The 25,255-nt window shown below is 63.2% G+C and carries 25 protein-coding genes; 13 read left to right on the top strand and 12 right to left on the bottom strand.

The features are described from left to right. Window positions 1-57 precede the first annotated feature (57 nt). The 6 genes from ACMCNM_RS09480 to ACMCNM_RS09455 all read right to left on the bottom strand — a co-directional run bounded on the left by ACMCNM_RS09480 (window position 58) and on the right by ACMCNM_RS09455 (window position 6,626). Entirely contained in the window at window positions 58-1,476 is a 1,419-nt protein-coding gene (locus ACMCNM_RS09480) for an amino acid permease (protein ID WP_172960378.1), read from the bottom strand. A 659-nt stretch (window positions 1,477-2,135) separates the two neighbouring features. Beyond that, window positions 2,136-3,236 carry a 23S rRNA pseudouridine(2605) synthase RluB gene (gene rluB / locus ACMCNM_RS09475; RefSeq protein WP_027593100.1) on the bottom strand — a complete coding sequence of 367 codons (1,101 nt, stop codon included), beginning with the start codon at window positions 3,234-3,236 and terminating at the stop codon, window positions 2,136-2,138. Between the two features lie 269 nt (window positions 3,237-3,505). Continuing rightward, on the bottom strand, window positions 3,506-4,285 hold the full coding sequence (gene scpB / locus ACMCNM_RS09470) for an SMC-Scp complex subunit ScpB (protein WP_099430132.1): 780 nt from the start codon (window positions 4,283-4,285) through the stop codon (window positions 3,506-3,508). Continuing rightward, a complete protein-coding gene (locus ACMCNM_RS09465) occupies window positions 4,272-4,997 on the bottom strand; it encodes a segregation and condensation protein A (RefSeq protein ID WP_177408590.1) in 726 nt (241 codons plus the stop codon). The genes scpB and ACMCNM_RS09465 overlap by 14 nt, the downstream gene beginning before the upstream one ends. Before the next feature lie 125 nt (window positions 4,998-5,122). Further along, window positions 5,123-5,752, bottom strand: a complete 630-nt coding sequence (locus ACMCNM_RS09460; protein WP_217835010.1) for an L-threonylcarbamoyladenylate synthase — start codon at window positions 5,750-5,752, stop codon at window positions 5,123-5,125. 13 nt (window positions 5,753-5,765) lie between these two features. After that, window positions 5,766-6,626: a PHP domain-containing protein gene (locus ACMCNM_RS09455; protein ID WP_099430134.1), complete on the bottom strand. Its 861-nt coding sequence runs from the start codon at window positions 6,624-6,626 to the stop codon at window positions 5,766-5,768. A 67-nt stretch (window positions 6,627-6,693) separates the two neighbouring features. Here ACMCNM_RS09455 and ACMCNM_RS09450 point away from each other — a divergent pair, with 67 nt between their 5' ends. The 5 genes from ACMCNM_RS09450 to ACMCNM_RS09430 all read left to right on the top strand — a co-directional run bounded on the left by ACMCNM_RS09450 (window position 6,694) and on the right by ACMCNM_RS09430 (window position 10,526). Then, entirely contained in the window at window positions 6,694-7,287 is a 594-nt protein-coding gene (locus ACMCNM_RS09450; RefSeq protein ID WP_027593105.1) for a septation protein A, read from the top strand. A gap of 1 nt (window position 7,288) precedes the next feature. Next, a complete protein-coding gene (locus ACMCNM_RS09445) occupies window positions 7,289-7,588 on the top strand; it encodes a YciI family protein (protein WP_027593106.1) in 300 nt (99 codons plus the stop codon). A 206-nt stretch (window positions 7,589-7,794) separates the two neighbouring features. Then, entirely contained in the window at window positions 7,795-8,472 is a 678-nt protein-coding gene (locus tag ACMCNM_RS09440; RefSeq protein WP_412764254.1) for a response regulator, read from the top strand. A 239-nt stretch (window positions 8,473-8,711) separates the two neighbouring features. After that, the gene (locus ACMCNM_RS09435) at window positions 8,712-9,128 is read left to right on the top strand and encodes a Spy/CpxP family protein refolding chaperone (protein ID WP_027593108.1); all 417 of its coding nucleotides are present in this window, start codon (window positions 8,712-8,714) and stop codon (window positions 9,126-9,128) included. Window positions 9,129-9,188: 60 nt separating this feature from the next. Beyond that, window positions 9,189-10,526, top strand: coding sequence for a sensor histidine kinase (locus ACMCNM_RS09430; RefSeq protein WP_238215481.1), 1,338 nt, complete (start codon window positions 9,189-9,191; stop codon window positions 10,524-10,526). Window positions 10,527-10,615: 89 nt separating this feature from the next. On the opposite strand, the gene ACMCNM_RS09425 is transcribed toward ACMCNM_RS09430, so the two are convergent. After that, a complete protein-coding gene (locus ACMCNM_RS09425) occupies window positions 10,616-11,173 on the bottom strand; it encodes an NAD(P)H nitroreductase (RefSeq protein WP_339550258.1) in 558 nt (185 codons plus the stop codon). A gap of 102 nt (window positions 11,174-11,275) precedes the next feature. Between ACMCNM_RS09425 and ACMCNM_RS09420 the strand changes: the two genes are divergently transcribed. Continuing rightward, a complete protein-coding gene (locus ACMCNM_RS09420) occupies window positions 11,276-12,730 on the top strand; it encodes a TrkH family potassium uptake protein (protein WP_085272478.1) in 1,455 nt (484 codons plus the stop codon). On the opposite strand, the gene ACMCNM_RS09415 is transcribed toward ACMCNM_RS09420, so the two are convergent. Next, window positions 12,687-13,748, bottom strand: coding sequence for an AraC family transcriptional regulator (locus ACMCNM_RS09415; RefSeq protein WP_027593112.1), 1,062 nt, complete (start codon window positions 13,746-13,748; stop codon window positions 12,687-12,689). The two genes, ACMCNM_RS09420 and ACMCNM_RS09415, sit on opposite strands and share 44 nt — an antisense overlap. A gap of 153 nt (window positions 13,749-13,901) precedes the next feature. Between ACMCNM_RS09415 and ACMCNM_RS09410 the strand changes: the two genes are divergently transcribed. Then, window positions 13,902-14,213: a DUF962 domain-containing protein gene (locus ACMCNM_RS09410; RefSeq protein ID WP_027593113.1), complete on the top strand. Its 312-nt coding sequence runs from the start codon at window positions 13,902-13,904 to the stop codon at window positions 14,211-14,213. Here ACMCNM_RS09410 and ACMCNM_RS09405 read toward each other — a convergent pair. Beyond that, window positions 14,210-15,019 carry a UDP-2,3-diacylglucosamine diphosphatase gene (locus tag ACMCNM_RS09405; protein ID WP_412764253.1) on the bottom strand — a complete coding sequence of 270 codons (810 nt, stop codon included), beginning with the start codon at window positions 15,017-15,019 and terminating at the stop codon, window positions 14,210-14,212. The two genes, ACMCNM_RS09410 and ACMCNM_RS09405, sit on opposite strands and share 4 nt — an antisense overlap. A 127-nt stretch (window positions 15,020-15,146) precedes the next feature. On the opposite strand from ACMCNM_RS09405, the gene ACMCNM_RS09400 reads away from it, so the two are divergent. Both ACMCNM_RS09400 and ACMCNM_RS09395 read left to right on the top strand, forming a co-directional pair. Continuing rightward, the gene (locus ACMCNM_RS09400; RefSeq protein WP_412764252.1) at window positions 15,147-15,920 is read left to right on the top strand and encodes a helix-turn-helix domain-containing protein; all 774 of its coding nucleotides are present in this window, start codon (window positions 15,147-15,149) and stop codon (window positions 15,918-15,920) included. A 164-nt stretch (window positions 15,921-16,084) separates the two neighbouring features. Beyond that, complete coding sequence (locus ACMCNM_RS09395; RefSeq protein WP_027593116.1) at window positions 16,085-16,975, top strand: DMT family transporter; 891 nt, start codon at window positions 16,085-16,087, stop codon at window positions 16,973-16,975. Here the strand turns inward: ACMCNM_RS09395 and ACMCNM_RS09390 are convergent, their stop codons facing one another. Continuing rightward, complete coding sequence (locus ACMCNM_RS09390) at window positions 16,976-17,257, bottom strand: SelT/SelW/SelH family protein (RefSeq protein ID WP_027593117.1); 282 nt, start codon at window positions 17,255-17,257, stop codon at window positions 16,976-16,978. A gap of 67 nt (window positions 17,258-17,324) precedes the next feature. Here ACMCNM_RS09390 and ACMCNM_RS09385 point away from each other — a divergent pair, with 67 nt between their 5' ends. Then, entirely contained in the window at window positions 17,325-19,511 is a 2,187-nt protein-coding gene (locus ACMCNM_RS09385) for a patatin-like phospholipase family protein (protein WP_186703659.1), read from the top strand. A 28-nt stretch (window positions 19,512-19,539) separates the two neighbouring features. On the opposite strand, the gene ACMCNM_RS09380 is transcribed toward ACMCNM_RS09385, so the two are convergent. Continuing rightward, window positions 19,540-19,977 carry a MarR family transcriptional regulator gene (locus ACMCNM_RS09380; RefSeq protein ID WP_027593119.1) on the bottom strand — a complete coding sequence of 146 codons (438 nt, stop codon included), beginning with the start codon at window positions 19,975-19,977 and terminating at the stop codon, window positions 19,540-19,542. 150 nt (window positions 19,978-20,127) lie between these two features. Further along, window positions 20,128-22,272, bottom strand: coding sequence for a DNA helicase RecQ (gene recQ / locus ACMCNM_RS09375; protein WP_085272475.1), 2,145 nt, complete (start codon window positions 22,270-22,272; stop codon window positions 20,128-20,130). Between the two features lie 246 nt (window positions 22,273-22,518). Between recQ and ACMCNM_RS09370 the strand changes: the two genes are divergently transcribed. From ACMCNM_RS09370 to ACMCNM_RS09360, 3 genes are all read left to right on the top strand, one after another. Continuing rightward, on the top strand, window positions 22,519-23,106 hold the full coding sequence (locus ACMCNM_RS09370; RefSeq protein WP_010955200.1) for a YecA family protein: 588 nt from the start codon (window positions 22,519-22,521) through the stop codon (window positions 23,104-23,106). Window positions 23,107-23,113: 7 nt separating this feature from the next. Beyond that, entirely contained in the window at window positions 23,114-23,476 is a 363-nt protein-coding gene (locus tag ACMCNM_RS09365; protein ID WP_027593122.1) for a YbaN family protein, read from the top strand. A gap of 380 nt (window positions 23,477-23,856) precedes the next feature. Beyond that, window positions 23,857-25,230, top strand: a complete 1,374-nt coding sequence (locus ACMCNM_RS09360) for a TolC family outer membrane protein (protein ID WP_099454995.1) — start codon at window positions 23,857-23,859, stop codon at window positions 25,228-25,230. Window positions 25,231-25,255 lie beyond the last annotated feature (25 nt).

The raw sequence follows: 25,255 nt of genomic DNA, 5'->3' as shown, positions 1-25,255 counted from the left end.
CCCAAAAAACCCGATGCCAGTCACCTGACATCGGGTTTTTCGTGCCGCCTATGGCGATTACTTGGCCACAGTACCGGCAGCCCCGTTAGCCTGCGCGTCACGCTTAGGCTTGATGAGGTAGAAGAGGAACATCACCACCACCCACACCGGGATCGCATACACCGAAATTTGAATACCCGGGATCTGCAGCATGATGCCCAGGATCAGCACCACGAAAGCCAAGCAGATGTAGTTGCCGTAGGGGTACCACAGCGCCTTGAACAGCGGCTTCTGGCCCGTGCGGTTCAGGTGCTGGCGGAACTTCAGGTGCGAGTAGCTGATCATCGCCCAGTTGATCACCAGGGTCGCCACGACCAGCGACATCAACAACTCCAGCGCATTCTGCGGGATGAAGTAGTTGAGCAGCACGGCAATCAGGGTCACCGCCGCCGAGACCAGGATCGAACGCACCGGCACACCGCGCTTGTCGACCTTGGCCAGGGCCGCCGGGGCATCACCCTGCTCGGCCATGCCCAGCAGCATGCGGGCGTTGCAGTAGGTGCCGCTGTTGTACACCGACAATGCTGCGGTCAGGACCACAAAGTTCAGCAGGTGGGCGGCCACATCGCTGCCCAGCAGGGAGAACACCTGCACGAACGGGCTGCTGCCGTAGCTGCCGCCGGACGCGTCGATGCTGGCGACCAGGTTGTCCCATGGGGTCAGCGACAACAGCACGACCAACGCGCCGATGTAAAAGATCAGGATGCGGTAGATGACCTGGTTGATAGCCTTGGGGATCACGGTTTTCGGTTTGTCGGCCTCGGCTGCGGTAAAACCGAGCATCTCCAGGCCACCGAACGAGAACATGATGAACGCCAGGGCCATGACCAGGCCGCTGACTCCATGCGGGAAGAACCCACCGTGTGCCCACAGGTTGGTCACCGACGCGTCCGGGCCACCGCTGCCGCTGGTCAGCAGGTAGGCACCCAGGCCAATCATGCCGACGATGGCCACGACCTTGATGATCGCGAACCAGAACTCGGCCTCACCGAATACTTTCACGTTCATCAGGTTGATGAAGTTGATCAGCAGGAAGAAGCCCGCCGCCGTGACCCAGGTCGGGATCTCTGGCCACCAGTAGTGGATGTACTTGCCGACCGCCGTCAGTTCCGACATGCCCACCAGGATGTACAGCACCCAGCAGTTCCAGCCCGACATGAAGCCTGCGAAACCGCCCCAGTATTTGTGGGCAAAGTGGCTGAACGAACCGGCCACCGGCTCTTCGACGATCATCTCGCCCAACTGGCGCATGATCATGAAGGCGATGAAGCCGCAGATGGCGTAGCCAAGGATCATCGACGGGCCGGCGGATTTCATCACGCCTGCCGAGCCGAGGAACAGACCCGTACCAATCGCACCGCCGAGAGCGATCAACTGGATGTGGCGGTTCTTCAGGCCCCGCTTTAGCTCGCCTGAATGCATGTTTTGTCCACTCATGAACGAAGTCACCTGCATTGTTTTTATCTGTGACGAAATCGGACCCACCGCGCTCGTGGCGCAGCGGAATGGGCAAGGTGGTTACCTTGGGTTTCTTGAACGCGGGCGCCGCCGAGGCGGTTCAGCCGGGTGTGATCAAGAGTGCGCGGTACGCAAGAGGGTCACAGGTAAAACGCGGCGCACTGTATACCCCTGCAAGCGCGCAGGCGTCAACGCGTTGCGTCATTTCCTTGGGAAAAAACGCAGCGATCCTGTGGTGTGAGCCTTGAAAGGCGGAGTGATCGGCGTACATGGCGCCTCCATTTGTTGTTTTGTCAGCACGCCTCTGTGGGCGAGCTCTTGCACACGGCAATGCCTGCTATATCAGCGTGCGGCGGGGGTTTGGGCAATAGGTAGGCAGGGTAGACGGGGTGGGCTGGCGACGTGGGCGCGGCAAGTTCTGTTTACAGGTCTAGGAAAATACGCATTCGATGGCCAGAAAGGGATGATTTTGTATAAAAAACGTTACACGGTGGTTTGCCAGCTTTCCACTCGTCAGAAAAAGGGTGATTGATCAATGAGTTGGGGCCGCTTCACGCCCCAGGTCCGCGCTTCATTCGGGTTGGGTGGAGGCGAAAAAAAACCAGCCCGAAGGCTGGTTTTTTATCTCACGCTGCGGATCAACCGCGCGGCTTGCCGCGGCCACGGCCTGCCGGCTTGTCGCCCTCTGGCTTGCCGGTACGCTTGCGCATCTCGCTCGGGCGCTCGGCCACCGTGCTGCCACGGTTGCCTTTGCGTGGCGCTTCATCACGCGACGGGCGCGCTGGGCGCTCGGCGGCGGTGTCACGCGGCTGACGCGCTGGGCGCTCGCCAGCCGTCGCATCGCTGGCTGGGCGCAGGTTACGCACGCGCTCGCCACGCCCCATCGGACGGCTCGACTTGCGCTGCATGCGCTCCATCTTGTCCTTGGCCTTGAGGTTCAAGGTCGGCAGCGCCACCGGCTGCAGGCCCACTTCGGCGGCCAGGATGTCGATTTCGCCCTGGGTCATTTCGCGCCAGCGGCCCATCGGCAGGTCGGAGTTGAGGAACACCGGGCCGAAACGCACGCGCTTCAGGCGGCTGACCACCATGCCCTGGGACTCCCACAAGCGACGCACTTCGCGGTTACGGCCTTCCATCACCACGCAGTGGTACCAATGGTTGAAGCCTTCGCCGCCCGGGGCCTTCTGGATGTCGGTGAACTTGGCCGGGCCGTCTTCGAGCATCACGCCCGCCTTCAGGCGCTCGATCATCTCGTCGTCGACCTCACCCCGTACACGCACCGCGTATTCACGGTCCATCTCGTAGGACGGGTGCATCAGGCGGTTGGCCAATTCACCGTCGGTGGTGAACAGCAACAGGCCGGTGGTGTTGATGTCCAGGCGGCCGATGTTGATCCAGCGCCCTTCTTTCGGGCGTGGCAGGCGGTCGAACACCGTCGGGCGGCCTTCCGGGTCGTCACGGGTGCAGATCTCGCCGTCGGGCTTGTTGTACATGATCACGCGGCGGGTGGCCTCGGCGGCTTCCTCGCGCTTGATCAGCTTGCCGTCGACAGCGATGGCATCGTGCAGGTCGACGCGCTGGCCGAGGGTGGCGGCAACGCCATTGACCTTGATCCGGCCCTGGCTGATCCAGGCCTCGACGTCACGGCGCGAACCAACGCCAATGCGCGCCAGCACTTTCTGCAGCTTTTCGCCGGATGGAGGGGTAATTTCGGTATTTTGCAGGTCTTGCTCACTCATCTGGGCACCTCCCGGTGTAGGAATGAAAAAGGGGTCTTGGCGACGAACGCGCCAAAGGGCCGCGCATCATACGCGGTTCGTGTCGGGAACGCACTGGAGCGTAGTGGGTTTTGTGGGGGCTGGATGGGTTTTCTGCCCAATGGTTTGGCGTTGGCAGTGCCGGCCTCTTCGCGGGGCAAGCCCGCTCCCACACAGAATGCCTGAAGCTTGCTACTTACCTGTGGGAGCGGGCTTGCCCCGCGAAGAGGCCGGCACTGGTGGTAGAGGGCTCAGGGCTGTACCGGGTCTTCACCCTCAACCGAAGGCTCTGGCTCAACCACGTCCTGCTCACGTAAATCATCGAAGTCGGTCTTCAACCCTTCTTCCATCGCATCCAACTCCACCAGCAAGCTGCGGAAGCTGGTCTCATCCTTCGGCGCCTCGGCTTCAGCCTCATCCCCTAGGCTTGCATCGGCCAACGCCTGAAGGTGCGCAGGCACCGGCGCCTCGTCGGGGTCGAGCAAGGGTTCGGGCTCCATCTCGCGCAACTCGGCCAACGCCGGCAGCTCCTCAAGGCTCTTGAGGTTGAAGTGGTCGAGAAAGGCCTTGGTGGTGGCGAACATCGCCGGCCGGCCCGGCACTTCGCGGTAGCCGACGATGCGGATCCACTCGCGCTCCATCAGGGTCTTGATGATGTTGCTGTTCACCGCCACACCGCGCACGTCTTCGATCTCGCCACGGGTGATGGGCTGGCGGTAGGCGATCAGCGCCATGGTCTCGAGCAACGCACGGGAATAACGCTGCGGCCGCTCCTCCCACAGGCGCCCGACCCAAGGGGCAAAGTCTTCGCGGATCTGCAGGCGATAACCGGTGGCCACTTCCTTGAGTTCGAAAGCGCGGCCGTTGCACGACTTGCCGAGTACTTCCAGGGCCTTCTTGAACACCTTGGGCTCCGGGCGTTCCGCCTCTTCGAACAACTCGTACAGGCGCTCAAGGGACTGCGGTTTGCCCGAGGCAAGCAGAAAGGCTTCGATCAGCGACGCCAGGTCGCGGGGTTCATTCAGGTTCATCAGGTTCTTCAACAAACTCGGCGCGAAGCCGCACGTGGATCGCGGCGAAAGCCTCATTCTGCACCAGTTCGATCAGCGATTCCTTCACCAGCTCAAGAATCGCCATGAACGTCACCACCACCCCCAGCTTGCCCTCTTCTGCCGTAAACAGCTCGATAAAGGGCACGAAAGCGCCGCCCTTGAGGCGGTCGAGCACCTGGCTCATGCGCTCGCGGGTCGACAGCGTCTCGCGGGTGATCTGGTGGCTTTCGAACAGGTCATTGCGGCGCATGACGTCGGCCATCGAGACCAGCAGCTCCTCCAGGCTGACCTGTGGCAGCAGCTTGCGCACCTTGGCCTGGGGGGCCTCCAGGCGTGGCACGACAATGTCGCGGCCCACCCGTGGCAACGTGTCGATACCTTCAGCCGCCGCCTTGAAGCGCTCGTATTCCTGCAAGCGGCGGATCAGCTCGGCGCGCGGGTCGCCCTCTTCTTCCTCGACCTCGGTGGAACGTGGCAACAGCATGCGCGACTTGATCTCGGCCAGCATGGCAGCCATGACCAGGTATTCGGCAGCCAGCTCCAGGCGCACGCTTTTCATCAGCTCGACATACCCCATGTACTGGCGGGTGATCTCTGCCACGGGAATGTCGAGGATGTCGATGTTCTGTTTGCGGATCAGGTACAGCAGTAAGTCCAACGGGCCTTCGAACGCTTCAAGAATGACTTCCAGGGCGTCCGGTGGGATGTACAAGTCCACCGGCATCTCGGTCAGGGCTTCGCCGTAGACCAGCGCCAATTGCAACTGTTGAGGCGACTCGACCTCCTCGGCCGGCGCCTCGGGCGCTTCCACCTGGCTCACGCGTTGACCAGGAACGGGGACGGGTCGCCACAGCCTTCGCGGATCAAGGCAGGCTCATCGCCCGTCAGGTCGATCACCGTGGATGCCTTGAGGTCGCCGAAGCCGCCATCGATGATCAGGTCGACATGGTGTTCCAGGCGTTGGCGGATCTCGTAGGGGTCCGTCATGGGTTCTTCATCGCCCGGCAAGATCAGGCTCACACTCATCAACGGCTCTCCCAGCTCCTCGAGCAGCGCCAGGACGATAGGGTTGGAGGGCACGCGCAGGCCGATGGTGCGGCGCTTCTCGTGCATCAAGAGCCGCGGCACTTCCCGGGTGGCATTGAGGATAAAGGTATAGGGCCCCGGAATGTGCGCTTTGAGCAGACGGAACGTGGAGGTATCGATCTTGGCAAACAGGCCCATTTGCGACAGGTCGCAGCACAACAGGGTGAAATTGTGTTGCTTGTCCAACTGGCGCAGACGGCGGACCCGTTCGATGGCGTTCTTGTCACCGATCTGGCAGCCCAGTGCATAGGCCGAGTCGGTGGGATAGACCACCACACCGCCCTTGCGAATGATTTCGACGGCCTGTTTGATCAGGCGCGCTTGCGGGTTTTCCGCATGTATCTGGAAAAATTGGCTCACATAGTCTTCCTGTTCATACCGCCATAGGCTGTTCATGGCTGAATCGGCGCCACAGAGGTGGCAGGTCCTCGGGCAAAGGCCGGTAGGCACCGATCTCTCCCCAGGTGCCGGGGCCGTGGAAGTCACTGCCAGCGCTTGCCAGCAGGCCGAACTCACGGGTGAGGATAGACATCGTGCCCACCTGCTCGGCGGGCATCATCCCGTTGACCACCTCAAGTGCTTGCCCGCCTGCCTGAATATAGTCGGCAATCAGCCGTCTGCGCTTGCTGCGGGTCAGATCGTAATGCATCGGATGGGCCAGGCTCACCCAAGCATTGGACTGGCGAAGGGTCGCAACGGTTTCGTCCAGGGTCGGCCAATGCTGCTTGACGTCGCCGAGTTTGCCGGCGCCCAGCCACTTGCGGAAGGCCTCGCCGCGGTCCTTGACGTGCCCTGCGCGCACCAGAAACTCGGCAAAGTGCGGGCGCGCTGGGGCGTTGCCGCTGTCGCCGAGTTCTTGTTGCACGGCCCTGGCACCGTCGAGCGCACCCGGCATGCCCTTGGCCGCCAGCCGTTTGTCGATTTCCTCCGCGCGCAGCCAGCGGCCACGGTGCAACGCCTCGATGGCGTCGAGCAAGGGCGGTGCGTCGAGCGGGAAGTCATAGCCCAGCACATGGATGGTTGCCCCGCCCCAGGTGCACGACAGCTCTACCCCGCTGACCCAGTGCATGCCGTGCGCGTGGCAGGCCTGGCGTGCTTCGACGAGCCCTTCGAGGGTGTCATGGTCGGTCAGTGCCAGCGTTTGCACCCCGTGCTCATGGGCCCGGGCGACCAGGACCGTGGGCGACAGGGCGCCGTCGGAGGCCGTGCTGTGACAGTGCAGATCAACATTCATGGAGGAGCGCTACCGCTGGAATCGATGTTTGTTATTATGCCGTCACATCCCGATTCTGGCTGCCATTGTGAAACAATTCATCGATTTCATCCCGCTGCTGCTGTTCTTCATCGTCTACAAGCTCGACCCGCGGCCCATGGAGGTCGCCGGCCACAGCTTCGAATTCGGCGGTATCTACAGTGCCACGGCCATGCTCATCGCCAGTTCCCTGGTGGTGTACGGTGCCCTGTTCCTGCGCCAGCGCAAGCTGGAAAAAGGCCAATGGCTGACCCTGGTCGCCTGCCTGGTGTTCGGCGGCCTGACCCTGACCTTCCACAGCGAAACCTTCCTCAAATGGAAAGCGCCGGTGGTCAACTGGTTGTTCGCCCTGGCGTTCGCCGGCAGCCACTTCATCGGTGACCGGGTGCTGATCAAGCGCATCATGGGCCACGCCCTGACCCTGCCCGATGCCATCTGGACCCGCCTGAACCTGGCCTGGATCTGCTTCTTCCTGGTCTGCGGCGCGGCCAACCTGTTCGTCGCCTTCACCTTCCAGGCCTTCTGGGTCGATTTCAAGGTGTTCGGCAGCCTGGGCATGACCGTGATCTTCCTGGTAGCCCAAGGTGTTTACCTGTCGCGTCACCTGCACGACGACCCTTCTACCTCCAAACCCAAGGATTGACATGCTCTACGCCATCATCGCCAGCGACGTCGCGAACTCCCTGGAAAAGCGCCTGGCTGCCCGCCCTGCGCATATCGAGCGCCTGCAGCAACTCAAGGCCGAAGGCCGCGTGGTGCTGGCCGGCCCACACCCCGCCATCGACAGCAACGACCCAGGTGAAGCCGGTTTCAGCGGTAGCCTGATCGTGGCTGAGTTTGATTCCCTGGCCGCTGCACAGGCCTGGGCCGATGCCGATCCGTACATTGCCGCGGGCGTGTACGACAGCGTCATCGTCAAGCCATTCAAGCAAGTTCTGCCTTGATTCAAGGCCGTGTCGCCTGCTTTCGCGGGCAAGCCCGCTTCCACAGGACCAGCGCAAGCTTCGCGCTTTGCGCAAACCTGCAGGTGCGAGCTTGGCCGCGAAAGCAGGCCACGCGGTGCTACTGGTTACACACTTGCCATCAGTCTGCGGTATCTTTGCCACTGGCGGACCAATATGACGCCGTCGATGGTTGAGTTGAGTGAGTCATGAGTGAGCTGTTACTGATTGATGATGACCAGGAGCTGTGCGAGCTGCTCGGCAGCTGGCTGACCCAGGAAGGTTTTTCTGTACGTGCCTGCCACGATGGCCAGAGCGCACGTCAGGCCCTGGCCGCGCATGCGCCAGCGGCGGTGGTGCTGGATGTGATGCTGCCTGACGGCAGCGGCCTGGAGCTGCTCAAACAACTGCGCAATGACCATGCCGAGCTGCCGGTGCTGATGCTGTCGGCGCGCGGCGAGCCGCTGGACCGCATCCTTGGCCTCGAACTGGGCGCCGACGATTACCTGGCCAAACCCTGCGACCCCCGGGAGCTCACTGCCCGCCTGCGCGCCGTGTTGCGCCGCAGCCACCCGGCCGCCACCACCACCCAGGTAGAGATTGGCGACCTGATCTACAGCCCGGCACGTGGCGTGGCCAGCATCGATGGCCGCGAGATGACCCTGACCCTGTCCGAAAGCCGCATCCTCGAAGCCCTGCTGCGCCAGCCCGGTGAACCGCTGGACAAGCAGGAACTGGCGCAGATTGGTCTTGGCCGCAAGCTGACCCTGTATGACCGCAGCCTGGACATGCACGTCAGCAACCTGCGCAAGAAAATCGGGCCCCATGCCGATGGCCGCCCGCGCATCGTTGCGTTGCGTAGCCGGGGCTATTACTACAGCTTGTGAGATCGCTGGGGCCGCTGCGCAGCCCATGGCCGGCAAGCCAGCTCCCACATGAGCAGTGCAGTGTTCAAGGGCAGCGCTATCGCTGTAGGAGCTGGCTTGCCGGCCATGGGCTGCGCAGCGGCCCCAAAATCTCAGCCGTCATCTTTACCCAGCCTTTACCCTCCCCTGACCGCCCTTGACGGTGGGCTGCGTAGACTGTGCTCATCCGGTAACCACCGGCCTATGAAAGGAGAGACACCATGCGCAAGACCCTTATCGCCCTGATGTTCGCCGCCGCCCTGCCGACCGTGGCCATGGCCATGCCTGAAGGCGGCCCGCGTCACGACGGCCCGCATCATCGCGGTGATGCGCCTTTCGCCCAACTGGACCTGAGCCGCGACCAGCGTCAGCAGATCGGCAAGCTGATGGGCGAGCAGATGAAGCAACGCCGCGACATCACTGAGCGCTACCTGTCCAAGCTGCCGGCCGCCGACCAGAAGGCCATGCAGGATGAACTCAAGGCCAGCCACGACAAGACCGACAGCCAGGTCCGCGCCCTGCTCAAGCCTGAGCAACAAAAGCAGTTCGACGAACTGCAGAAAGAGCGGGCTGCAAAGAAAGCCGAATGGCAAGCGTTCCAGGCCTGGAAAGCTGAAAAAGCCGCGAAGGCCCAGTAAGCTAACCGCCCGACGCCCGGCCCGCACCCCTGCGGGCCGGGCTTTTCCCGTTTGCAGGAGGTGCACTTGCGTTCACTGTTCTGGCGCATCCTGGCCAGTTTCTGGCTGGCCATCACCCTGGTTGCCGGGCTATCGATCCTGTTGGGCCACATGCTCAACCAGGACGCCTGGATCCTCAGCCGCCACCCAGGCCTCAACACCCTCGCCAGCCACTGGGCCAAGCACTACGAACAGGAAGGCACGGCCTCGGCGCAGCAGTTCCTCGAACGCCGCAAGCAGCGCTTCAAGATCGATGTGCAAGTGCTCGACGACAGCGGCGAGGCGGTGGTGCCCGGCACCTTCCCGCGCCGCGCAGCGGCCTTCGAGGCGCGCCAGCACAATGACGAGCGGCGCTTGCCGTGGCGGCGCCTGACCGAGGAATACACCAGCCCCTACAGCGGTGAGACGTACCTGCTGATTTACCGGATCCCGCACCCCGAGCTGGACGCGTGGCACCGCGAGAGCCTGCTCTGGCCACTCAGTGCACTGGGCATCGCCTTGGTGGTACTGACCTTGTTCAGCCTGTTGGTGACCCTGTCCATCACCCGCCCCTTGAGCCGCCTGCGCAGCGCAGTGCACGACCTCGGCCAGACCAGCTACCAACAGAACAGCCTGGCGCGCCTGGCCGCCCGGCGCGACGAGTTCGGGGTCTTGGCCAACGACTTCAACAAGATGGGTGCCCGCCTGCAGAGCACCATCGGCAGCCAGCGCCAGTTGCTACGCGACGTCTCCCATGAACTGCGCTCACCGCTGGCTAGGCTGCGTATCGCGCTGGCCTTGGCCGAACGGGCTGAGCCCGAGCAGCGTCAGGCGCTGTGGCCGCGCCTGACCCGCGAATGCGACCGGCTGGAAGACCTGATCAGCGAAATCCTTGCCCTGGCCCGTGTCGATGCCGAGCAGGCGCATGCCGAGCCGGTCGACCTCAACGCCTTGCTGGGCGGTGTGCGCAAGGATGCGTTGCTCAGCGCGCCGGAGCAGGAGGTCCGCCTGCAGGCGCAACCTGGGCTGACCTTGCAGGGTTGGCCAACCTTGATCGAGCGCGCCGTCGACAACCTGCTGCGCAATGCCTTGCGCTTCAACCCGGTCGGGCAACCGATCGAAGTCAGCGCCGAGCGTGAGCAGGGCCGCATTGTGTTGAGCGTGCGTGACCATGGGCCAGGGGTGGCGCCAGAGCACCTGGCGCAGCTGGGTGAGCCGTTCTTCCGAGCCCCGGGGCAGCAAGCCGCTGGGCATGGATTGGGGCTGGCGATTGCGCGCAAGGCGGCCGAGCGCCATGGCGGTAGCCTGGTGCTGGCGAACCATCCGCAAGGGGGATTTGTGGCACGGCTGGAGTTGCCTGTGGCACAGGTTGTGGGTTGAGCCTGGGGCGGGGCCGCTTTGCGCCCCATTCGCAGCACAAGGCTGCTCCTACACGGGTTACGCGATAGCGGCCCCAACAATCTCAGCGTTTACTCGCCCCAGGCACTGACAAAATCAGCAGTGTCCAGCACCGGCGCGGTACGCGGCTCGTTCACCGGCGTGCCGACATACAGGTAACCGATCAACTCCTCATGCTCGGCCAACCCCAGCCCTTTGTGCACATGCGCATCGAACGCCATTTCACCGGTACGCCACACCGCACCGACACCCTGGGCATGCGCCGCGATCAGAATCCCGTGGGCCGCACACCCGGCCGCCAGGCGCTGCTCGGACTTGGGCACCTTGAAATGATCCTGCAGCTTGGCGATCACCACGATCAGCAACGGCGCACGCAGCGGCATGGCGCGTGCCTTGTCCAGCGCTGCCTGGCTGGCATCGCCCTTGTGCTGCACCGCTTCGGCGAACAGCTCGCCCAGCTTCTCACGGCCCTGGCCTTCGATGGTCAGGAACCGCCACGGGCGCAGCTGGCCGTGGTCCGGTGCACGCAATGCAGCCTGGAACAACGCCTCACGCTGGGCATCATTTGGCGCGGGGTCGGTCAGACGTGGCACGGAAACACGGTTGAGCAATGCGTCGAGAGCCTCCATCGGCTACCCTCCTGGCAGGTGAATGTGCGGCCATTCTAGCGTTTACATCACCAGACCCATAGGTAGAATGGCGCCCTTCCGTTCAGAGTCAGAGCAGATCACATGGCGTTGCCGACCTTAAGGATCATTGGTTTCATCATCGGCATCTTCCTGATCACCCTGGCCGTCAGCATGGTCGTGCCCATGGCGACCCTGGTGATCTTCGAGCGCACTGGCGACATGCCGTCGTTCCTCTGGTCCAGCCTGATCACCTTCATCGCCGGCCTGCTCATGGTCGTGCAGGGCCGGCCCGAGCACGTGCACCTGCGCCCGCGCGACATGTACCTGCTGACCGTCAGCAGCTGGCTGGTGGTGTGCGTGTTCGCGGCCTTGCCGTTCCTGTTGACGCAACACATCAGTTACACCGACGCCTTCTTCGAGAGCATGTCCGGCATCACCGCGACCGGCGCCACGGTGCTCAGCGGCCTGGACAGCATGTCGCCGGGGATCCTAATGTGGCGCTCGATGCTGCACTGGCTCGGCGGCATCGGCTTTATCGCCATGGCCGTGGCGATCCTGCCGCTGCTGCGCATTGGTGGCATGCGCCTGTTCCAGACCGAGTCCTCGGACCGCTCCGAAAAGGTCATGCCGCGTTCACACATGGTCGCCAAGTCGATCGTCGGCGTGTACGTCGGTTTCTCCGTGCTCGGCGCGCTGGCCTTCTGGTGGGCCGGCATGCGGCCGTTCGATGCCATCAACCACGCCATGTCGGCGATTTCCACCGGGGGCTTCTCGACCTCCGACCAGTCGTTGGCGAAATGGGATATCCCTGCTGTGCATTGGGTCGCGGTGGTGGTGATGATCCTCGGCAGCCTGCCCTTCACCTTGTATGTGGCCACCCTGCGCGGCAACCGCCGGGCGTTGATCCGCGACCAGCAGGTTCAGGGGTTGCTCGGCATGTTGGTGGTCACCTGGGTCGTGCTGGGTACCTGGTATTGGGCCACCACCAACCTGCACTGGCTGGATGCCTTGCGCCACGTGGCGCTGAACGTGACCTCGGTGGTCACCACCACCGGCTTCGCCCTGGGCGACTACAGCCTGTGGGGCAATTTCTCGCTGATGCTGTTCTTCTACCTGGGCTTCGTCGGCGGCTGCTCCGGCTCGACCGCAGGCGGTATCAAGATCTTCCGCTTCCAGGTCGCCTACATCCTGCTCAAGGCCAGCCTTAACCAGTTGATCCACCCGCGCGCAGTGATCAAGCAGAAGTACAACGGGCACCGCCTCGACGAAGAAATCGTGCGCTCGATCCTGACGTTCTCGTTCTTTTTCGCGATCACCATCTGCGTGATGGCGCTGCTGCTGTCGCTGCTGGGCGTGGACTGGATGACCGCGCTGACCGGTGCCGCCGGCACCGTGTCGGGCGTAGGCCCGGGGCTGGGCGAAGTGATCGGCCCAGCCGGCAACTATGCGACGCTGCCGGACGCCGCCAAGTGGATCCTCGCCGGCGGCATGCTGCTCGGCCGGCTGGAGATCATCACGGTGCTAGTGTTGTGCATGCCGGCGTTCTGGCGTCACTGACCCCTTCAGGCTCCGCGCCCAGGCGGGCGCGGTATTCGCTGGGGGTGGCATCGAACCAGCGGCGGAACGCCCGGTAGAAATTGCTCGGGTCGGCGAAACCCAGCAGGTAGGCGGTTTCCAGCAGCGTCATGCCGGGCTGGGCCAGGTACTGCTCGGCCAGCTCACGGCGGGTATCGTCGAGCAAGGTCTGGAAGCTGGTGCCCTCCTCTTGCAGGCGCCGCTGCAAGGTCCGCTGAGACAGGTGCAGGGCCTGGGCCAGGGTTTCACGCTTGGGCTCGCCCTGGGGCAGGATGCGGCACAGCACCTGGCGAACCCGGTGGGTGACCCGGCTTTCCGAAAAGCGCGCCAGGTACTCACCGGCAAAACGGTCGTGCAATATGGCCATGGCCTCGTTGGCCGTCGGCAGTGGCGCTTCCATGTCGGCACGCTCGAACACCAGCGCATCGTGCGGTGCATCGAACACCAACGGTGAATGGAAGGCGACCTTGTAGGGTTCGATGTTCTTCGGCTGCGGCCCCTGCACCAATACCCGGCGAGGCTGTATGACCCGCCCGCTGAGCCAGGTGCACAACGACAGCGCGCACGCCAACGACGCTTCGGCGCTGTGCCGGGTCGGTGGCAGATGGTCGCCATGCACGGTCAGAATCAGCGAATAGCCCTCAGGGCCGAGGCGGAAGCTCAAGTCGGAGCTTTCGGCAATGATGCGCTGGTAACGCACCAGCCGCTCGAAGCCTTCGGCCAGGGTGCGGCTGGACATCAATGCATAGCCCACCACATGGAACGAAGCCGGGCGCACTACCCGTGCCATGTTCAGGCCGATGGCTTCGTTGCCCGACAGTTCCACCGCCAGCTGCCACAGCCGGGTCATGGAATCCTGAGGGAAACGCGCGTCGGGGTCGTCGAGGGCGGCGAAGTCGAGCCCGAGTTGCTTGAACATGGCTGGGCAATCGAGCCCTTCCAGCTCGAGTGCCTTGACGATCCCTGATGCCCAGCTGGCTGACGTGGTTCTTTCACTCATGACAGGCTTCTTATGCTGACCGCTCCTGCGGTGAACCCCAAGGATACTCAATTGGCGCCTATTGTCACTGGTAGGCCCCGCCAATGACTCTAGACTCGATTCAGGCTCCACGCCGTGCATCTTATCCAGAAGTATTAATCCCGGAGCAGTGCCATGAACAGCACAGCGCAGTTTCGCAGTTTTGCCGAGTTCTACCCCTACTACCTGGGTGAGCACAGCAACCCCACCTGCCGCCGCCTGCATTTTGTCGGGACAAGCCTGGTGATTGCCTTGCTGGCGTACACCATCGGCAGCGGCAAATGGTTGCTGCTGCTGGCCGTGCCGCTGTTTGGCTATGGCTTTGCGTGGGTCGGGCATTTCTTCTTCGAGAAGAACCGGCCGGCGACGTTTACCTATCCGCTTTACAGCCTGATCGGTGATTTCGCCATGTTCCGTGACATCTTGCTGGGCAAGATCAGCCTTTAACTGGCCTGGGCCACTTTGCGGCCTTCAGCGTGTCGCGCCTGCGCATCCGCCAGGCGATACAGCTCGATGCTGCCATCCCAGTGCTCGATCAAGGCCGTGCACGACTCCACCCAATCCCCGCAATTGAGGTACTCCACCTCCCCCACCTTGCGGATCTCGGCATGATGGATGTGCCCGCATACCACCCCCTGAAACCCGCGGCGGGTGCACTCGTGGGCAATGGCATCCTCGAAATCGCTGATGAAGCTCACAGCGCCCTTCACCTTGTGCTTGAGGTAAGCCGACAACGACCAGTAGCCATAGCCGTAACGGGCACGCCAGTGGTTGAGCCAACGGTTGAGCACCAGGGTGAACTCATACGCGCGGTCACCTAGAAACGCCAGCCAGCGGTGGTAGCGGGTAATTACGTCGAACTGGTCGCCGTGGATCACCAGCAGGCGGCGCCCATCGGCCGTCAGGTGCTCGGCCTCATCCACCAACTGGATGTTGCCCAGCATCAGCTTCGAATAACGGCGCAGGAATTCGTCATGGTTGCCGGTGACATAAATGACCTCGGTGCCTCGCTTGCTCATGGTCAACAGGCGCCGGATGACGTTGGTGTGGGCTTGCGGCCAATAGATGCCGCCACGCAGCTTCCAGCCATCGATGATATCGCCGACCAGGTAGATGCGGTCGGCCTGGTAGCCCTTGAGAAACCGCGACAGGTGCTCGGCCTGGCAGTCACGGGTGCCCAGGTGCACATCGGAAATCCACACGGTGCGCACACGTTGCTTGCGCGAGGGACGGGAGAGTTCAGCGTGGGTCATGGGCGGGCTCCGGCGCAGTTTGCTGGAGACTGGCAGGCGCGGATGACAGCGCTGTGGCAAAACCATGACGGGTGATGGCCTGCAGTGAATGAGGCACAATACGCGTCTGCCCTGCGAGGACGCCCCCATGACCACAGGCCCGATCCTCTCGCTGCGCCACTACCGTGACAGCCTGATCGCCCACAGCCACGAACACCCGCAACTGGTGTTCGGCCTCAGCGGCCGCCTGGAATTCGAGGTCCAGGGCCACGGTGCACGGGTAGATCGTCAGGCACTGATGGTGGTGCCGGCGGGTGCGCACCACACCTGCTCCAGCGGTGCTGGCAGCGACTGCCTGGTGCTGGATGTGCCTGGGGAGCACTGGTTGCGCGAGCAACTGGGCGAGCATGCCGATGCCAGCCGCCGGCTGCTCGATCGCCCTGCGGCCTTGGGCCTGGACGCTCGCCAGCAGCAGTTGGTGGACTGGCTGGCGGCCAGCCCCATGGGCGACCCGCTGATCGCCCGCCAAGGCGCGGCACTGCTGTTGGCCAGCCTTACCCCGCCGGCAGCCGCCAGCATCAGGGCCAGCCAGCGCCTGCCTTATGCGGCGTTCGATGCGCATATCGAGCAACATGCTGCCTACCCGTTGCAGGTCGCCGACCTGGCGCGCCTGGCCGGGCTGTCCACTGCTCGCCTGCATGCACGCTTTATTGCCGAATGCGCGATGACGCCGATGGACTACATGCGCCAGCGGCGCTTGCTCAAGGCACGGCATCTGGTGGAGCAGACGGTGCTGCCAATGGGGGAGATTGCGGCGCGTGTGGGGTACAGCTCGCAGAGTGCGTTTTCGGCGGCGATGTTGCGGGCGTTTGGCTGTACGCCTTTGGCGTTGCGGCGAGAGTCTGACGATAACGGACGCTAGGTGGGCGACAGAACGGGTCTGCCTGAAGACTTACACTGTGCCTGCACTGGCCCTTTCGCGGGGCAAGCCCGCCCCCACATGCTTCGGGGGTTGCGCCGTACCTGTGGGAGCGGGCTTGCCCCGCGAAAGGGCCAGTACTGACATACTCTTGCTCAAGGACCACCATGAACCACCGCACAGCCCTAGGCGCCCTGCACATTGGCGCGCTGTTCTTCGGCCTTACCGGCGTCTTCGGCAAGCTGGCCGCCAGCGCCAGCCCGGCCATCATCGTTTTCGGCCGCGCCGTTTTTGCCGTCCTGGCCCTGGCCCTGTTCGCCAGTTTTGCCCGCCAAGGCTGGCACCGGCTCAGTGGCCAGGATGTGCGCCGCCTACTGCTCGGCGGCGTGCTGCTGGCGGGGCACTGGGTCAGCTTCTTCATCGCCGTCAAGGTGGGCGGCGTGGCCATCGCCACCCTGGGCTTCGCCAGCTTCCCAGCCTTTACCGTGATCCTCGAAGGCCTGCTGTTCCGCGAACGCATCCGCCGCAATGAAGCCGTGCTGGTGCTGCTGGTGAGCATCGGCCTGGTGCTGGTCACACCGGCCTTCGACCTGGCCAGCGAGGCCACTGGCGGCCTGCTCTGGGCGCTGCTGTCGGGGCTGTTGTTCTCGTTGCTGTCGCTGACCAACCGCGCCGGTTCCGGCCGCTTGCCCGCCGTGCAGGCAGCACTGTGGCAAAACCTTGTGGTCAGCCTGTGCCTATTGCCGTTCGCAGCACCCGGGCTGGGCGCGGTGACGCCGATGGACTGGTTGTGGATCGCCCTGCTCGGCGTCTTCTGCACGGGCGTGGCCCACAGCCTGTTTGTCGCCAGCCTGGCCGTGATCAAGGCGCGCACGGCTGCCGTGGTGTTCGGCATGGAGCCGGTCTACGGCATCGCCGTGGCCTGGGCCGTGTTCGCCGAAACGCCCACGGTACGCATGCTGCTGGGTGGCGCGCTGATCATTTTCGCCATCGTGCTGTCCAGCCGCCTGGCAGCCGAACAACCCGTAAAGCCACGGCCGCTGGCCGAAGGCGCCTGATCAGCGATCGTTGTGGCCCAGGTCGCGCTGCGGGTCGATTTGGTCACGCACCCGCTGCTTGAGCACCTTGGCCTCCGGGAACCCACCGTCGGCCTTGCGCTCCCAAATCTGCACGCCATCACAGGTGATGCGGAAGATGCCACCGGTACCCGGCTCCAGTGCTACCCGACCAAGGTCGTCGGCAAAGGTGCTGAGCAGTTCTTGGGCCAGCCAGGCAGCGCGCAGCAGCCACTGGCACTGCGTGCAATACGTGATGACGATTTCAGGCTTGCTGATGGCCATTGCGAAGCATCTCCAGGTAAGGGGCCGCTTATACTAGCGGTCTTTCGCCCACGGTTTGAGACTCACGATGCGCCGTTCGCTGTTCTGCTTTTTGCTGATGCTGGTTGCTGCCACGGTCAATGCCGCCGAGCAAGTACGGCCCAAGGTTGGCCTGGTGCTCTCTGGCGGCGCGGCACGCGGCCTGGCCCATATCGGCGTGCTCAAGGCCCTGGAAGAACAAGGCGTGCACATCGATGCCATCGCGGGCACCAGCATGGGGGCGGTGATCGGCGGGCTGTACGCCTCGGGTTACAGCGTCGAAGAACTGGAAAAGCTGGCCACTACCCTGGACTGGCAACAGGCCTTGTCGGATGCGCCCCCGCGCAAGGATGTGCCGTTCCGGCGCAAGCAGGACGACCGTGATTTTCTGGTCAAGCAGAAGCTGAGCTTTCGCGACGACGGCAGCTTGGGCCTGCCGCTGGGCGTGATCCAGGGCCAGAACCTGGCGTTGCTGCTGGAAAGCAAGCTGGCCCATACCGCCGACACCCGCGACTTCGACAAACTGCCCATCCCCTTCCGGGCGGTGGCCACCGACATCGCCAGCGGCGAAAAAGTGGTGTTCCGCCGCGGCCACCTGCCCCAGGTGATCCGCGCCAGCATGTCGATCCCCGCGGTGTTCGCCCCGGTCGAGCTGGATGGCCGCTTGCTGGTGGATGGCGGCATGGTCGACAACATCCCACTGGATGTGGCCCGCGACATGGGTGTGGACCTGGCTATCGTGGTCGACATCGGTACGCCGCTGCGTGACCGCAAGCAACTGGCCACGGTGGTTGATGTGCTGAACCAGTCGATCACCCTGATGACCCGGCGCAACTCTGAAGAACAACTGGCCAGCCTGCACCGCGACGACATCCTGATCCAGCCGACGCTGGCCGCATTTGGCGTGACCGACTTCGGCCGCGCCCGCGAGATGATCGAGGCCGGCTACCGCGCCACCCGCCTGCTCGACCCGCGCCTGGCCGCGTTGCGCCAGCCCGAGGGCGACAGCAGCCTGGCCGTTGCCCGCTCGCCGCGTCAACGCACGCCGGTGATCACTGCGATCCGAGTGGAAAACGACTCCAAGGTCAGCGATGACGTGATCCGCTCCTATATCCGCCAGCCGATCGATGCGCCGCTGGAGCTCGACCGCCTGCAGACCGACATGGGCACGCTGTATGGCCTGGACTACTTCGACCGGGTGCAGTACCGCGTGGTGCACAAGGGCGCTGACAACACCTTGGTGATCAATGCCCGCGGCAGACGCGGCGGCACCGACTACCTGCGCCTAGGCCTGAACCTGTCGGATGACCTGCGCGGCGACAGCGCCTTCAACCTCGGCGCCAGCTACCGGGTCAACGGCATCAACAGCCTGGGCGCCGAATGGCTGACCCGCGCCCAGATCGGCGACCAGCAAGAGCTTTACAGCGAGTTCTATCAGCCGCTGGATGTGGGCTCGCGCTACTTCGTCGCGCCTTACCTGGACATAGGCTCGCGCAACATTGAGGCGACCCTGGACAATGACCCGATCGCCGAGTACCGGCTGGAACGTTATGGTTTTGGCCTCAACCTCGGCCGGCAGATCGGCACCTATGGCGAAGTGCGCCTTGGCGCGGGCAAGGCCTGGGGGGAAGCCGAAGTGCGTATCGGTGACCAGGACCTGCCCAAGGTCAGCTTCAATGAAGGGTTCTACGAGCTCAAGTACTCGTTCGATACCCTCGACAACGTGTACTTCCCGCACAGCGGCGAAGACATCGGCCTGACACTGCGCAAGTACGACAAATCGCTCGACTCCGACCAGGACTACCGCCAGTGGCTGTTCAACCTGGACAAGGCCATCAGCAGTGGCCCGAATACCTGGGTGCTGGGCGGGCGCTACGGGCGCACGCTGGATGATGCCGAGGTGGTGACCTCAAGCTTCGTGATGGGCGGCGCGCGGGAGCTGTCAGGGTTCCGCCAGGACTCGGTGTCGGGGCAGAACATCAGCTTGCTGCGCATGGTCTATTACCGCCGCCTGACGCCACGGGCCTACGTGCCGCTGGACTTCCCGTTGTACATCGGCGGCTCACTGGAACGTGGGCGGGCGTGGAACAACGACAATGAGTTCGACAGTGGCTACATCAATGCGGCGAGTATCTTCCTGGGGCTGGAGACACCGTTGGGGCCGTTGAACCTGAGCTATGGGGCCAACAGTGCGCATGAGCAGGCGGTGTACCTGAACTTGGGGCATACCTTCTGAATCAATGGGGCCGTATCCGGCCCCGAAATCAGGATTTTTCGAGGTTACCCAGAATCTTCGCATGTACCCGCATGCACACTTCCAGGTCCGCCTCATCCACCCCGGTGAACAGCTCTACCCGCAGCGCGTTGGCAATGGTCTCGATCTGTTCGATCAGCGGCTTGGCCGGTGGGCACAGCAAAATCTTCTTCGCCCGCCGGTCTTCAAGCACTGCCTGCCTGCGCACCAGGCCCTGTGCCTCCAAGCTGTCGAGCAAGCGCGCCAGGGTCGGGCCTTCGACACCCACACTCTGGGCCAGCTCACGCTGGGTCGGTGCTTCTTCGAAACGGGCCAGGTGCAGCAACACCAGCCAGCGCGCCTGGGACAGGTTTAACCCGGCCAAGCGGCGGTCCAACTCGGCACGCCAGCCCCGGGACATCTGGGCCAGCTGCATGCCGAAGCGGTGTTGGTTGTCGGTCAGGGGCATAAGCAACTCATTGAATAGATCTAATTATTAGGCAGCTAACCATGCCCCGGACCACGTGGCAAGGCTCGGGCGCTTGCCAGTGTTCGATAATCGTCAAAAAGCATGACAAAGGTCAGCAGTTGGCGGTTCTGGCCTCGAACCTGCCGGCTGTTAAACGTCGAACTCCGCGGCCAATGCTGCGCGTATGCAATACAGCACCCCCTCCGGTACCCGTGGCCCGAACAAGGGCGCGATAGTCGACACCGGCGGCAGCTCGCCTTCGCCGTCGAGGAAGGCGTCCTGCACCTCCATCATCAGGTCTTCCGGCAGGTCGAGGGCCTGATCAAGGCTCAGTTCCTGGCGACCGATGGCCTCGGCCAGCAGGCTGTATACATTCTTTTCGCTGCAATTGAGCTGGCCGGCGATCTGCGCGGGGGTCATGCCCGCGCGCGCCAGGCTGACCAGTTCGTGGCGCAGGTCGAGCACCACCTTGGGCGCCTCATCGGTGCCACCGCTGTTGTTGAGCACCTCCAGGAAGGCCTGACCGTAGCGCTCCAGCTTGCGCGCACCCACGCCGCTGACCTGGGCCATGTCGCTGAGGCTGGCGGGCTGGCTGCGCAGCATTTCGAGCAGCGTCGAATCGGGGAAGATGACGTAAGGCGGCACGCTGTGCTCCTCGGCCAGCTTGCGCCGCAGGGTACGCAGCGCCTCCCACAGCTCGCGTTCTTCGGCACGCACCAACTGGCTGGCCGGGCTGCCGCCGCTGCCAGCGCTCTTGGCCACCGTCTGCGGCTTGAGGTCGCGGCGCAGTTGCAAGGTCACCTCGCCGCGCAACAGCGGCCGGCAGCTGTCGGAAAGGCGCAGGCCCCCGTAGCCTTCAAGGTCGATATCTACCAGGCCGCGTGCGACCAACTGGCGGAACAACGAACGCCACTCGACCTCGGCCAGCGACTTGCCGACACCGAACACCGAAAGCTTCTCGTGGCCGAAATTGCGCACTTTCTCGGTGTCCTTGCCCAGCAGGACGTCCACCAGGTGCCCGACACCATAGCGCTGGCCGGTACGGAATACGGCCGACAGCGCCTGGCGAGCAGGTTCGGTGGCGTCCCAGGTCTGCACTTGGTCGATGCAGTTGTCGCAATGCCCGCAGGGCTGCTCCAGGGTTTCGTCAAAGTAGGCCAGCAACGACTGGCGGCGGCAGCGGGTTTCTTCACACAGGGCCAGCATGGCGTCGAGCTTGTGCTGCTCGACGCGCTTGTGGCGCTCGTCGCCCTCGGAGTTCTGCAGCATCTGCTTGAGCATCACCATGTCCTGCAGGCCGTAGGCCATCCAGGCATCGGACGGCAAGCCATCACGGCCGGCACGGCCGGTCTCCTGGTAATAGGCCTCAAGCGACTTGGGCAGGTCGAGGTGGGCGACAAAGCGCACGTTGGGCTTGTCGATGCCCATGCCGAAGGCAATGGTGGCGACCATGATCAAGCCTTCCTCGTTGAGGAAGCGGTGCTGGTTGGCGGATCGCGTTTCGGCAGCCAGGCCGGCGTGATACGGCAGCGCCGGGAAGCCCTGGTCGCAGAGGAAGGCAGCGGTCTCGTCGACCTTCTTGCGCGACAGGCAGTAGACGATGCCTGCGTTGCCGCGACGCTCGCCGAGGAAGGCCATCAGCTGCTTGCGCGGCGCCTCCTTGGGCACAATGCGGTAGAAGATGTTGGGCCGGTCGAAACTGGAAAGAAAACGCTCGGCGCCCTGCAGGTGCAGGCGCTGGACGATCTCTTCGCGGGTGCGCATGTCGGCGGTGGCGGTCAGGGCGATGCGCGGCACATGCGGGAACAGCTCGGCCAGTTGGCCCAACTGCAGGTATTCCGGACGGAAATCGTGGCCCCATTGCGACACGCAGTGGGCCTCGTCGATGGCGAACAGCGAGATGTCCAGGTCGCGCAGGAAGTCGAGCATACGCGGCTGAACCAGACGTTCAGGCGCCAGGTACAGCATCTTCAGCTCACCGCGGCGCATGCGCCCGGCCAGCTCACGTTGCTGCTCGGCGCTCAGCGTCGAGTTGAGTGCGGCCGCGGCCACGCCAAGCTCGTCGAGCGTGGCGACCTGGTCGTCCATCAACGCAATCAGCGGCGAAACCACCACGGTCAGGCCTGGGCGCAGCAGCCCCGGCACCTGGAAGCACAGCGACTTGCCGCCGCCGGTGGGCATCAGTACCAGCGCATCGCCGCCGTTGGCCACGCATTCGATGATTGCTGCCTGGCGCCCACGGAAACTGTCGTAGCCGAAGATATCCTTGAGAACGCGCTGAGCCTGTTCGAGCATGTGCAACTCCACAAATCGCCGTACCATCCTGGAGACAGGCTGGACGAAAAACCCGCCCCGCACACGCCGAATGCGTAAGCGGTTTTTACCAGACGGCCGACAAAGACCGCCCCTGGATGAAAAATCGCGGATTATACCCCAGTGCTAACCCACGCAGGGTGCCGCTGTGACAGACGTTCCCTTTGCCCCGCCAACGCTGCAAGGTGCTAGAATTCGGTATCGTTTATTCCCCAAGGTAGCCCTGTAATGTCCTTCGCCGAGCAACTCACCCGCCTGCAAGCCTTCCTCGACGCCGACGAGCTGCACGAAGAAGCGCTGGACTACGTCGCCGCTCACGGCTACCTCACGGCCCTGTCGATCAATGCCGAGGACGTACCGGAGCGCGAGTGGATCGACGCCCTGTTCGCCGAAGAACCCCACTACGCCAGCGAGGCCCAGCGCACCGAGATCGAAGCGACCCTGGTGGCACTGAAGGCGCACATCGCGCGTCAACTGGCCAGCGACGAAGAATTCGACCTGCCGTGCGACCTGGACCTGACCGACGAGCCGGACGATTCCGACCTGCGCGGCTGGTGCATCGGCTTCATGGAGGGCGTGTTCCTGCGTGAAGAGGCCTGGTTCGAGAACGCTGAAGAAGAAGTCAGCGAGATGCTGCTGCCGATCATGGTCGGTTCGGGCCTGTTCGACGAGCAACCAGAGTTCGCCGACATCGCCAGCAATGCCAACCTGCAGGACGACATGATCGTGCAAATCCCGGAAGCACTCAGCGCGCTGTTCCTGCTGCTGCACGCCCCTGACGAGAAGCCGGCGCTGCTCAAGCCTCGCCACCACTGAGTCGGCTGTGCGCTACCTGCTGCTGGCCGTCGGCTGGCTCAGCGTTGCGCTGGGGGTGCTGGGGATATTCCTGCCGGTGTTGCCCACCACCCCTTTTCTGCTATTGGCGGCGGCGTGTTTCGCGCGCAGCTCGCCTCGCTTTCACTACTGGCTGGTCCATCACCCGAAGCTCGGGCCGTGGATCCGTGATTACCTCAGTGGCGAAGGCATACCACTAAAAGGCAAGGTTTACGCCATCGGCCTGATGTGGGCCAGCATTGGCCTGTCGTGCTACTTGGTACCGCTGTTCTGGGCTAGAGCGTTCATGCTCACCAGCGCGGTGCTGGTCAGTCTCTATATCCTCAAGCAAAAGACCCTGCGCAAGCAGTGATCAATGCTGCGTGCGCCAGTAATAGCACCCTCTTGGTGAACACATAGCGGGCTTAAATCCTCGATCGTCATTTTTTTGTCGCCAAATATCTATTTCGCCTATCCAGCCTTTTTTTTAGCTGCAAAAGTTCTGGAACTGGCTGTAAACCTTGAATAACGAGACTTTCAGCCGCTTTGATTTCGGTGGTCCTTAAGCGTCGCCCGCGCCCTCTTAGACCTGATAAGTCAAATATCAATATCTGTTATGAGAAAATCTTCTTATCACTTTGATTGAATGTTCTTAGCTCTGTTGTTAAAAACCTGAAACGATTTGCATGATAACTATATCGTCATTTTTTTGGCGACCAGCAGGACTTATTTTAGGATCAGGGAGAGGTACCCATGCGCGTTTTGACCCCCATCACCAGTGCATTACTGTTGGCAATGGCGTGTGCCAACGTACAGGCGATGTCGATTACCGAGGCTGTTCAGAGCGCCGTGGACTACCATCCGCAGATCAGCTCCAACCGCAACAGCAAGCTGTCTGCCGATGAAGACGTGAAATTCGCGCGTGGCGGCTACTACCCTTCCGTTGACCTGGTCGCAGGCTATGGCCGCCAGCGTTCGGACAACCTCAATACCCGCGGCACCAACCCAGACGGTACGCGCAACCATGACAAGGCCACCCTCAGCTACACCCAGTCTGAGCTGCGCCTGCGGCAGATGCTGTTCGATGGCTTCAACACCTCGAACGAAGTAGGCCGCACCGAAGCGGTCGCCACCTCCCGCGCCTACTACACCCAGGCGGTCGCCCAGGATGTTGCCCTGCGCGCAGTGGAGGTTTACCTCGAAGTGCTCAAGCGCCGTGAGCTGGTGACGCTGGCCAAGAACAACCTGCAAGCCCACCTGCGGGTGAACGACCAGATCGGCCTGCGCACCGAGCGCGGTGTCGGCAGCACCGCCGACCTCGATCAGTCCCGCGCCCGCCGTGCCTTGGCGGAGAACAACCTGGACACCGCCGAAGTCGATCTGGCCGATGCCGAGGCCAACTTCTTCAGCGTCATCGGCAAACACCCCGATGAACTGGAAGGGCCGCAATCGATCAAGGTTGAAATTCCTGGCACCCTCGACGATGCCCGGGAAGCCATGCGCCAGAACAACCCTTACATCAAGTCCGCCCAGGCCGACGTCAATGCGGCCGAGCGGCAGTACGAAGTGGCCAAGTCGACCTTCTACCCACGCCTGGACGCTGTGCTGGCCACGGGTGCCAACAACAACCTTGGCGGTGAGAAGGGCCACAGCAACAACGATTGGCAGGCCGGTGTCGAACTGAACTACAACGTGTTCCGCGGCGGCAGCGACAAGGCACGCCTGCAGTCCGATGCCCACAAGATCAACCAGGCCCTGGACATCCGCAACAACGCGCTGCGCGAACTGACCGAGAACCTGAGCTTGGCCTGGAACGCCATGAACAACGCACGCAAGCAGACCCCGACTGCGCGTGAATACGCCGAAACCACCAAGCGCGTGCGCGCGGCTTACCAGGATCAGTTCGGCCTTGGCCAACGTACCCTGCTCGACGTGCTCGACAGTGAGAACGAGCTGTACAACGCCGACCGTCGTTACACCGAAGTACGTTACACCGAGGAATTCTCGATGTACCGCGTGTTGGCAACCATGGGTGAGCTGTTGAGCAAGCAGCGTATTTCGCTGCCGCCAGAAGCCATCGCCAGCAATGAGGTGAAGACCGACGCACAGCTGCCTGAGATGCGTTGATCAACAGTCGGGGCAACCTGACTGT

Origin of the sequence: Pseudomonas sp. NGC7 (assembly GCF_047159675.1) — a bacterium.
Taxonomy (GTDB): domain Bacteria; phylum Pseudomonadota; class Gammaproteobacteria; order Pseudomonadales; family Pseudomonadaceae; genus Aquipseudomonas; species Aquipseudomonas kermanshahensis.
This window is presented reverse-complemented; position numbering and strand designations above follow the sequence as displayed.